This window comes from Pseudomonas sp. NBRC 111127 (genome assembly GCF_001320345.1).
In the GTDB taxonomy this organism is placed as follows: domain Bacteria; phylum Pseudomonadota; class Gammaproteobacteria; order Pseudomonadales; family Pseudomonadaceae; genus Aquipseudomonas; species Aquipseudomonas juntendi.
The window spans coordinates 1-8,909 of record NZ_BCBD01000203.1; the positions used below are offsets into that span (position 1 = coordinate 1).

Annotated in this window: 11 protein-coding genes; 5 read left to right on the forward strand and 6 right to left on the reverse strand. The window is 63.9% G+C overall.

The window, feature by feature from the left end; genetic code table 11:
• The 3 genes from APH30_RS24710 to APH30_RS24720 form a co-directional block, all read right to left on the reverse strand.
• The coding region (locus APH30_RS24710; protein WP_156326652.1) for a PhoX family phosphatase at nucleotides 1-785 on the reverse strand (785 nt) is incomplete at its 3' end.
• Between the two features lie 143 nt (nucleotides 786-928).
• Nucleotides 929-1,483: a murein L,D-transpeptidase family protein gene (locus APH30_RS24715; RefSeq protein WP_009683431.1), complete on the reverse strand. Its 555-nt coding sequence runs from the start codon at nucleotides 1,481-1,483 to the stop codon at nucleotides 929-931.
• 22 nt (nucleotides 1,484-1,505) lie between these two features.
• Nucleotides 1,506-2,057 carry an NUDIX hydrolase gene (locus tag APH30_RS24720; RefSeq protein WP_054890216.1) on the reverse strand — a complete coding sequence of 184 codons (552 nt, stop codon included), beginning with the start codon at nucleotides 2,055-2,057 and terminating at the stop codon, nucleotides 1,506-1,508.
• A 124-nt stretch (nucleotides 2,058-2,181) separates the two neighbouring features.
• Between APH30_RS24720 and APH30_RS24725 the strand changes: the two genes are divergently transcribed.
• The 5 genes from APH30_RS24725 to purT all read left to right on the forward strand — a co-directional run bounded on the left by APH30_RS24725 (nucleotide 2,182) and on the right by purT (nucleotide 5,465).
• Nucleotides 2,182-2,781, forward strand: coding sequence for a CoA pyrophosphatase (locus APH30_RS24725; RefSeq protein ID WP_029885509.1), 600 nt, complete (start codon nucleotides 2,182-2,184; stop codon nucleotides 2,779-2,781).
• A 44-nt stretch (nucleotides 2,782-2,825) separates the two neighbouring features.
• Complete coding sequence (locus APH30_RS24730; RefSeq protein ID WP_054914025.1) at nucleotides 2,826-3,350, forward strand: gamma carbonic anhydrase family protein; 525 nt, start codon at nucleotides 2,826-2,828, stop codon at nucleotides 3,348-3,350.
• Nucleotides 3,343-3,537, forward strand: a complete 195-nt coding sequence (locus tag APH30_RS24735; protein ID WP_054914026.1) for a DUF1289 domain-containing protein — start codon at nucleotides 3,343-3,345, stop codon at nucleotides 3,535-3,537. The genes APH30_RS24730 and APH30_RS24735 overlap by 8 nt, the downstream gene beginning before the upstream one ends.
• A gap of 202 nt (nucleotides 3,538-3,739) precedes the next feature.
• Nucleotides 3,740-4,207: a VUT family protein gene (locus tag APH30_RS24740; protein WP_054914027.1), complete on the forward strand. Its 468-nt coding sequence runs from the start codon at nucleotides 3,740-3,742 to the stop codon at nucleotides 4,205-4,207.
• A gap of 76 nt (nucleotides 4,208-4,283) precedes the next feature.
• Entirely contained in the window at nucleotides 4,284-5,465 is a 1,182-nt protein-coding gene (purT, locus tag APH30_RS24745; RefSeq protein ID WP_009683437.1) for a formate-dependent phosphoribosylglycinamide formyltransferase, read from the forward strand.
• 141 nt (nucleotides 5,466-5,606) lie between these two features.
• On the opposite strand, the gene APH30_RS24750 is transcribed toward purT, so the two are convergent.
• The 3 genes from APH30_RS24750 to APH30_RS24760 all read right to left on the reverse strand — a co-directional run.
• Nucleotides 5,607-6,905 (reverse strand): MFS transporter, encoded by a 1,299-nt coding sequence (locus tag APH30_RS24750; protein ID WP_029885505.1) that lies wholly within the window; start codon nucleotides 6,903-6,905, stop codon nucleotides 5,607-5,609.
• Nucleotides 6,906-7,178: 273 nt separating this feature from the next.
• A complete protein-coding gene (locus APH30_RS24755) occupies nucleotides 7,179-8,384 on the reverse strand; it encodes a transporter associated domain-containing protein (RefSeq protein WP_054914028.1) in 1,206 nt (401 codons plus the stop codon).
• Nucleotides 8,385-8,393: 9 nt separating this feature from the next.
• Nucleotides 8,394-8,909: inner membrane protein YpjD (locus tag APH30_RS24760; protein WP_177333789.1), on the reverse strand; the 516-nt coding region annotated here is incomplete at its 5' end.

Here is an 8,909-nt window from a genome sequence, read left to right on the forward strand (position 1 = left end):
TAGGTGCCCCAGGGCGTATAGCCGTTGCCGCAGTTGTTGTTGGTGCCTCGGCAGTGGGTGCCAGCGGGGGAGTACTTGGTCTTGACGTGTTCGGTGCCACGCAGCGGGCCGCTGATGGCCATGCGCGATGCGGTGGTGAAGCGGCGGTTGAGCGGGTCGTTGTCGACCACCTGCCAGCGGCCATCGGTTTTCTGCAAGCGCACAACGCCAGCGCCGTGGGCGTTGATTTCCTTGCGCACTTCTTCGACCGGGCGTTTGCCATTGATATCGGTCGTTGGGCCGGCCGGGTGCAGGGCGGCGGTGTCGATGTACTCGAAGTTGATCGCCAGCAGGCCGTCTTCCGAGCTGCCGTTGATGGGGAAGAAATGCATGCCGTCATGGTGCATGCCCATGGCGTTGGCCTGATCGGTCGAGGTATTGCTGCCATCGGCTCGCCACGGCTTGGCGTTGCTGTTCAGCGGCGTACCCCATGGGGCGAGCACGTAGGCGCTGTAGCCGGCGGCCACTGCGCAGGCGTCGGTGCGCGACCCGGGGATGGATTGGAAACCCAGGGCCAGTTTCGGGTTTTTCGGCTCTGTAACGGGCGGCTGGGTAACCGGGTCATCGTTGGCGGAGCCGCCGCTGTCGAAGCAGCCTGCCAGGCCTGTACCGGCGATCATGGCGATGGCAGCGCCCAGGCTGCCGCGCATCACACTGCGGCGGCTGAGGTAGACGTCCATGACGGAGGCCATCGGCAGGTTGCCGCTGTGGTTCCGGTCCAGATTGTCGCCGGTATCTCGACTCATCAGAGTGTCCTTGTATTCGCTGGGTTGAAACAAACCGCGACTGTAAGGCGCAAATGTGATGATTCGTTGGCAGAAATGTTAACGAGCTTTTAAAGCAACCGGCTCTCGGCATTGCCTGGCCTGCGTGGCTGCGCTGGTAGGGCTCAGGGCCGGATTTCGATCAACGTCCCATCGCGTACCAGGTTCCACACCTCCTGCATGTCACGGTTACGCATGGCAATGCAGCCATCGGTCCAGTCCAGGGTGTGGAAATACCATTCCGGGTATTCATCGTTGATCGGTGTGCCGTGGATCATGATCATGCTGCCGGCACTCACCCCTTCACGGGTAGCGCGGGCGGCATCGTTGCTGTTCGGGTAATTGATGTGCATGGCCAGGTTGAAGCGATCGCTCTGCTTGCGCCAGTCCAGCCAGTACAGGCCCTCTGGGGTCTTCTTGTCGCCCTCGCGCTGCTTGGCGCCCTTGGGCTGCTTGCCCAGGGAAATGCGGTAGGTCTTCAGCGGCTCGCCACGGCTGATCAATTGCAGGCGCCGCTCGGACTTGATCACCAGCACTTTATCGATCAGCGGTTGCATCGCCTGCTGCGAGGGCGACGGGGATGGTGCGGCCTGCACAGGCTTGCGAATGATGGTCTCGGTAAATGCCGCCTGGGACACCGAGGTAACGCAAAGGCAGAAAATGGCAAGCAACCAGCGCATGTAACGGTATCCCTGAAGGCGTCTAGGTATTGGCTGAAACGAGCATCGGCGGCAGGTATTCATGGCCTATGGGGTAGTGCGCCCCGATGCGGTCGCGATAGTAGCATTCTAGTGTGCGCGTGACCGTGCGGAAAGCCAGCTCACCCCAGGGAATCTCGTGTTCCTCGAACAGCCGCACCTCCAGGCTCTCGACGCCCACAGCGAAATCCAGGTCTGCCAGTTCGGCGCGGAAGAACACATGCACTTGGTTGATGTGCGGCAGGTCGAACAGCTGGTACAGGCTGGTTGCGCCGACCCGGGCGCAGGCTTCCTCCACCGTTTCGCGACGGGCGGCCTGGTCGAGGGTTTCGCCGTTCTCCATGAAACCGGCGGGCAAGGTCCAGAAACCGCGGCGCGGCTCGATGGCGCGGCGGCACAGCAGCACCTGGCTGCCCCAGGTGGGCAGCACGCCGGCGACGACGTTGGGGTTCTGGTAGTGGATGGTCTGGCAAGCCTCGCAGACATACCGCAGGCGGCTGTCGCCTTCGGGGATCCGCAGGGTGACCGGGTGGCCGCACGCGCTGCAGTAGTTCATGGCACTATCCTTTATGTTCCGGGCTATCTTGGCGCGGCCGCAGGCGCGCCGCAAGCGCGGGGGCTTGGGTGCCACGCGGCTTTGGTGCATCATGCAAGGCAGGCCTTGGATACGAGCGTGCGCAATGCTGGACGAGCTACTTCGCCGAATGAGCAATCACCAACCCGCGTCACTGGAAACCGACCGGCGGTTCCCCGAAGCGGCGGTTCTTTTGCCCATTACCCGTAGCGAAGCGCCCGAACTGGTCTTGACCCTGCGCGCCCAAGGGCTGTCCACCCATGGCGGTGAAGTGGCTTTTCCCGGAGGCCGCCGCGACCCGGAAGACCCGGACCTGGTGTTCACCGCGCTGCGCGAAGCCGAAGAAGAAATTGGCTTGCCGCCGGGTCTGGTCGAGGTGATCGGCCCGCTGAGCCCGCTGATTTCACTGCATGGCCTGAAAGTGACACCGTTCGTCGGCGTTATCCCCGACTTCGTCGAATACCGCGCCAACGACGCCGAGATCGCGGCAGTATTCACCGTGCCGCTGGAATTTTTCCGCCAGGACCCGCGTGACCATACCCACCGTATCGATTACCAGGGCCGCAGCTGGTATGTACCCAGCTATCGCTATGGCGAATACAAGATCTGGGGCTTGTCGGCGATCATGATCGTCGAACTGGTCAACCTGCTGTTCGATGCCGGCATTAGTTTGCATCAGCCCCCTGAGCGGTACATCGAAAACTGAGCGGGGCCAACCCCGTCGTCTGCGTTCCAGCCTGAGGAGCAAGCATGAAGTACCGCCTGGGCGACCTGCGGGTCGAGAGCCACCCCACCAGTTGGGCAGCGCCTAACGCCACGCTGATCGGCAACGTGCGCCTGCAAGCCAATGCCAGTGTGTGGTTTGGCGCAGTGCTGCGCGGCGACAACGAACTGATCGACATCGGCGAAGACAGCAACGTGCAGGACGGCACGGTGATGCACACCGACATGGGGTCGCCGCTGACCTTGGGCAAGGGCGTGACCGTCGGTCACAACGCCATGCTGCATGGCTGCACGGTGGGTGACTACAGCTTGGTCGGCATCAATGCGGTGATCCTCAATGGCGCGCGTATTGGCAAGCATTGCATCATTGGCGCCAACGCGCTGATTCCCGAAGGCAAGGACATTCCGGACGGTTCGCTGGTGATGGGTTCGCCGGGCAAGGTGGTGCGCGAGCTGACCGAGCAGCAGAAGCGCCTGCTGGAAGCCAGCGCCGCCCATTACGTGCACAATGCCCGGCGTTATGCGCGGGAGTTGGTAATTGACGATGAGTAATGTTGTGGAACGGCCGGTGGCCTCGCCCTGCGTGAGCATCTGTGCGCTGGACGAGCAGGACATCTGCACTGGCTGCCAGCGCAGTGTGGCCGAGATCGGCCGCTGGGGGCGGATGGACAATGACGAGCGCCGCGCGGTGCTCAAGCGTTGCCATGAACGGGCAGTAGAGGCTGGCCTCATCCTCTAGTCTGATGCAGAACCCTGTGGGAGCGGGCATGCCCGCGAAACCGCCAACGCGGTACATGGCACCGGCTCCGCCGGTGTTCGCGGGCACGCCCGCTCCTACAGGTACAGCATGAGCCTGGAGGGTTACGGATCATCTTTAGGAGCGGGTTTACCCGCGAACGGCTCGACGGTAATCTGTACGGCTTGCCCACAGATTACCCGCCATGTTCTATCTGCTTGCCTATATCAGCAGCGTAGTGCTGATCAACTACGCCTTCTCCAGTGCCCCGCACCTGGACGTCATCTGGTCTGCCTGGGGCGGCCTGGTGTTCATCCTGCGCGACATGGTGCAAACCCGCTTCGGCCACGGCGCCCTGGTCGCCATGCTGGTGGCGCTGGTGCTGTCGTATGTGACCTCGGAGCCGGCCATCGCCCTGGCCAGCGCCACCGCGTTCTTCATATCCGAACTGATCGACTGGCTGGTGTTCAGCGTCACCCGGCGGCCACTGCGTGACCGCCTGTGGTTGAGTTCGGCGTTGAGCATTCCGGTGGATACCTTCATCTTCTTCGGCATGATCGGCGCCTTGACCCCGGCGGTGGTCGGCACGGCCATGGCCTCCAAGTTCACCGGTGTCACCGCGGTGTGGCTGGCCATGGCATTTCGCGCCCGGCGGGCTGCTGCGGCCAGCTGATGGTGTAGAATAGCGGTCCTTTTTCAGCGGGTCGCGCCAAGCCGGGTGCGGCCCCGGATGCCTTCGAGGACCTGAAATGACCCGTATCGGAACCCCCTTGTCGCCTACTGCGACCCGTGTATTGCTGTGCGGCTGTGGCGAGCTGGGCAAGGAAGTGGTGATCGAGCTGCAGCGCCTGGGCGTCGAAGTGATCGCCGTCGACCGCTATGCCAATGCCCCGGCCATGCAGGTTGCGCACCGCAGCCACGTGGTCAACATGCTCGATGGCGTGGCCTTGCGTGCCGTGATCGAGGCCGAGAAGCCGCACTACATCGTTCCGGAAATCGAAGCCATCGCCACCGCCACCCTGGTCGAGCTGGAAAACGAAGGCTTCAACGTGGTGCCCACCGCCCGCGCGACCCAGCTGACCATGAACCGCGAAGGTATCCGCCGCCTGGCCGCCGAAGAGCTGGAGCTGCCCACTTCGCCGTACCATTTCGCCGACACCTACGAAGACTTCGCCAAGGGCGTGGCCGATGTAGGCTACCCGTGCGTGGTCAAGCCGGTCATGAGCTCGTCGGGCAAGGGCCAGAGCCTGCTGCGCAGCGACGCCGACCTGCAGAAGGCCTGGGACTATGCCCAGGAAGGCGGCCGCGCCGGCAAGGGCCGGGTGATCGTCGAGGGCTTTATCGACTTCGACTACGAAATCACCCTGCTGACCGTGCGTCATGTGGGGGGCACCACCTTCCTCGAACCGGTCGGCCACCGCCAGGAGAAGGGCGACTACCAGGAGTCCTGGCAGCCCCAGGCCATGAGCGAGAAAGCGCTGGCCGAGTCGCAGCGTGTGGCCAAGGCGGTCACCGATGCGCTGGGCGGCCGGGGCCTGTTTGGCGTGGAACTGTTCGTGAAAGGCGACCAGGTGTGGTTCAGCGAAGTCTCGCCGCGCCCGCATGACACCGGCCTTGTGACCCTGATTTCCCAGGACCTGTCGCAGTTCGCCCTGCACGCCCGCGCCATTCTCGGGCTGCCGATCCCGGTGGTGCGCCAGTTCGGCCCTTCGGCCTCGGCGGTGATCTTGCCGCAGGGGCAGTCGCAGCAGACCAGCTTCGCCAACCTGGGTGCAGCCTTGAGCGAGCCGGATACTGCCATCCGCCTGTTCGGCAAGCCGGAAATCAACGGTACCCGCCGCATGGGTGTGTGCCTGGCGCGCGACGAGTCGGTTGAAGCGGCGCGGGCCAAGGCGACCCGCGCTTCGCAGGCGGTCAAGGTCGAGTTCTAAGCTTCAAGCTTCAAGCTTCAAGCTTCAAGCTTCAAGCTTCAAGCTGCAAGAGAATGCGCGTCGCTTGTAGCTTGTAGCTTGTAGCTTGTAGCTTGTAGCTTGTAGCTTGTAGCTTGTAGCTTGCAGCTTGCAGCTTGAGACTCACAGCTGTGTATTGCGGGTCTCTTTCAGGCACAGCACAGCGATCAAGCTGATCACTGCGGCTGCCGACACATAGCCCCCCACCCAGCTCAAACCGCCCATGCTCACCAGCTTCTGGGCGAAGAACGGGGCCGCCGAGGCGCCGACAATCCCACCCAGGTTATACGCCGCCGAAGCGCCGGTGTATCGCACATGGGTTGGGAACAGCTCCGGTAGCAAAGCCCCCATCGGTGCAAAGGTCACGCCCATCAGGAACAGCTCGATGGCCAGGAACAGTGCCACGCCGGCGGTAGAGCCCGAGGTCAGCAAAGGCTCCATGGTAAAGCCCGACGCCACCGCCAGCAGGCCGCCGACGATCAGCACCGGCTTGCGCCCGTAGCGGTCGCTGAGCCAGGCCGACAGCGGCGTCGCCAGCGCCATGAATACCACTGCAAAGCACAGCAGGCCGAGGAACGTCTCCCGGCTGTACCCCAGCGTGGTCACACCGTAGCTCAGCGAGAACACGGTGGAGATATAGAACAGCGCATAGCACACCACCATGGCGGCAGCGCCCAGCAGGGTAGGGCGCCAGTGCCTGGCGAACAGGTCGACCACCGGCATTTTCACCCGCTCATGGCGGGCAACAGCCTTGGCGAACACGGGGCTTTCCTCCAGCTTCAGGCGCACATACAGGCCTACCAGCACCAGGGCGGCGCTGAGCAGGAACGGGATACGCCAGCCCCACTCACGGAACTGCTCGTCGCTCAGGGTCAGGGCCAAGGTCAGGAACAGGCCGTTGGCCGCCAGGAAGCCGATCGATGGCCCCAATTGCGGGAACATGCCGAACCAGGCGCGCTTGCCCTCCGGGGCGTTTTCAGTGGCCAGCAGCGCCGCGCCGCCCCATTCGCCGCCCAAGCCCAGGCCTTGGCCAAAGCGCAGCAGGCAAAGGATGATCGGTGCCCATACACCGATGCTGTCGTAGCCCGGCAGCACGCCGATGGCCGTGGTAGACACACCCATCAGCAGCAGCGAGGCGACCAGGGTCGATTTGCGGCCGATGCGGTCGCCAAAATGGCCGAACAGTGCCGAGCCCAGCGGCCGGGCAAGAAAGGCAATGCCAAAGGTCAGGAAGGCCGCCAGCATCTGTGCGGTGCCCGAGCCGGAGGGGAAAAACACCGGCCCGATGACCAGGGCGGCAGCCGTGGCGTAAACGTAGAAGTCGTAGAACTCGATGGCGGTGCCAATGAAACTGGCAGTGGCTACCCGCGCGGGCGAGTTGACCGGCGCCGCAGGGGCTTGGGCATAGGTGCTGCTTGTCATTAAGTAGGTCCCTAACAGTCTGGTCCGGCTCCGTGGGCTTGGTCCACGACGGGTGCGCTGCAAAGGCAGGCACGGCGGCGCGGGCGCCGGAGCGTTTTGTTGTTGTGTGCGCCCGACTGACGATAGCCCAAGGGGGATAGGGGCGGGGGCGGGCACTGTTCAGGGTGTGGAAGCAGGACCGCGGGGCGTGTCAGTGGGGCGGACTGGCCGTGAAACGCCGGGTGCGGGTAGCAGGCGTGGCGGCGGGGCTGGGTAAGCGTGGGGCGAGTATAGCTAGCGCGCCAGGGTCCACACCAGTACCTTGCTGGCACAATTGTCCTCGGTTTCGAGGATCTCCAGGCGATAGCGGCCGATCTTCAGGCAAACGGCACTTTCGGGAATGCTTTCCAGTGCTTCGGTCACCAGGCCGTTCAGGGTTTTCGGCCCACCGTCGCAGGGCAGGTGCCAGCCCAGGCTGCGGTTGATTTCACGCAGCGAGGCAGTGCCATCGATGACGAATGTGCCATCGGGCTGCGGATGCACGTGCGGGTTTTCCAGGCTCTGTTCGTCTTCGAACTCGCCGACGATTTCTTCGAGAATGTCTTCCAGGGTGACGATACCCAGCACTTCGCCGTACTCGTCCACCACCACACCCAGGCGCCGTTGCTGCTTGTGGAAGTTCAGCAGTTGCATTTGCAGCGGTGTGCTTTCGGGCACGAAATACGGCTCGTAGCAGGCCCCGTGCAGCGCCTCCAGGGTCAACTCGGCCTTGGGCAGCAAATGGCTGATCAGCTTGGTGTTGAGGATCGCCTCAACCTGGTTGATGTCGTTGTGGTACACCGGCAGGCGGGTGTGGCGGCTGACGATCAGCTGTTCGATGATGCGCTCGATCGGCTCGTCGAGGTTGATGCCGTCCACTTCGCTGCGCGGCACCAGGATGTCGTTGACGGTGACCTTGTCCAGCGCCTGCAGGCCGTCGAGCAGGCCGTGGCGGGGCGCTTCGTGGCGCTCGTCTTCATCCGGGTCGTCATCTTCCTGCGGGTGCAGGGGCACTGCGGCCGGCTGCGTTCGGAACGGGCGCAAGATCAGTTTGGCGCAACCGTCGAGCAGGCAGGCGAACGGCTGCAGCAGCGTGAGCGGCGCTTTCAGCAGGCTTACGCCCAGGCCGGCCAGTGCTTGCGGGTTGCGCCGCGCCAGGCGCCGCGGCAGGAACTCGGCAAACACCAACAAGGCCACGGCAGCGGCCAGCCCGGCCAGCCAGAAGCCGTGTTCGCCGTCGTAGCGCTGCCCGACCAGGCACGCCAGGCCCAGGACCAGCAGTTTGCCGAGGCTGGCGCACAGCACCAGCGCCTGGGCGGGCAACGCTGGCTGGCCATCATCGCCACTGCGTAGCGCGCCAGTGAGTTGCAGGCGCGCAACGTCCAGAGCGGTGAACAGCGCTGCCCAGAGCAGCGCCAATGCCAGCGTGACCAGTAGCGGTGCGTACGGCAGGGTGTCCATGGGTGGCCGTCAGATATGCAGAATGAATTCGCGAACCAGCTTGCTGCCGAAATAGGCCAGCATCAGCAGGCAGAAACCGGCCAGTGTCCAGCGAATGGCCTTGTGGCCACGCCAACCCAAGCGGGTTCGCCCCCACAGCAGCACGCTGAATACGACCCAGGCAACGCAGGCCAGCAAGGTCTTGTGCACCAGGTGCTGGGCGAACAGGTTTTCGAGGAACAGCCAGCCGGAGATCAGCGACAGCGACAGCAGGCACCAGCCGGCCCAGAGGAAGCCGAACAACAGGCTTTCCATGGTTTGCAGCGGCGGGAAGTTGCGGATCAGCCCGGACGGGTGCTTGTTCTTCAGCTGGCGGTCCTGCAGCAGCAGCAGCAGCGACTGGAACACGGCAATGGTGAACAGCCCATAGGCCAGGATCGACAACAGGATGTGCGCAAGAATGCCCGGCTCCTCGTCGATCAGTGGCACCGTGCCGGGTGGCGCGAACTGCGCCAGCAAGGCCGTTACCGCGCCCAGCGGGAACAG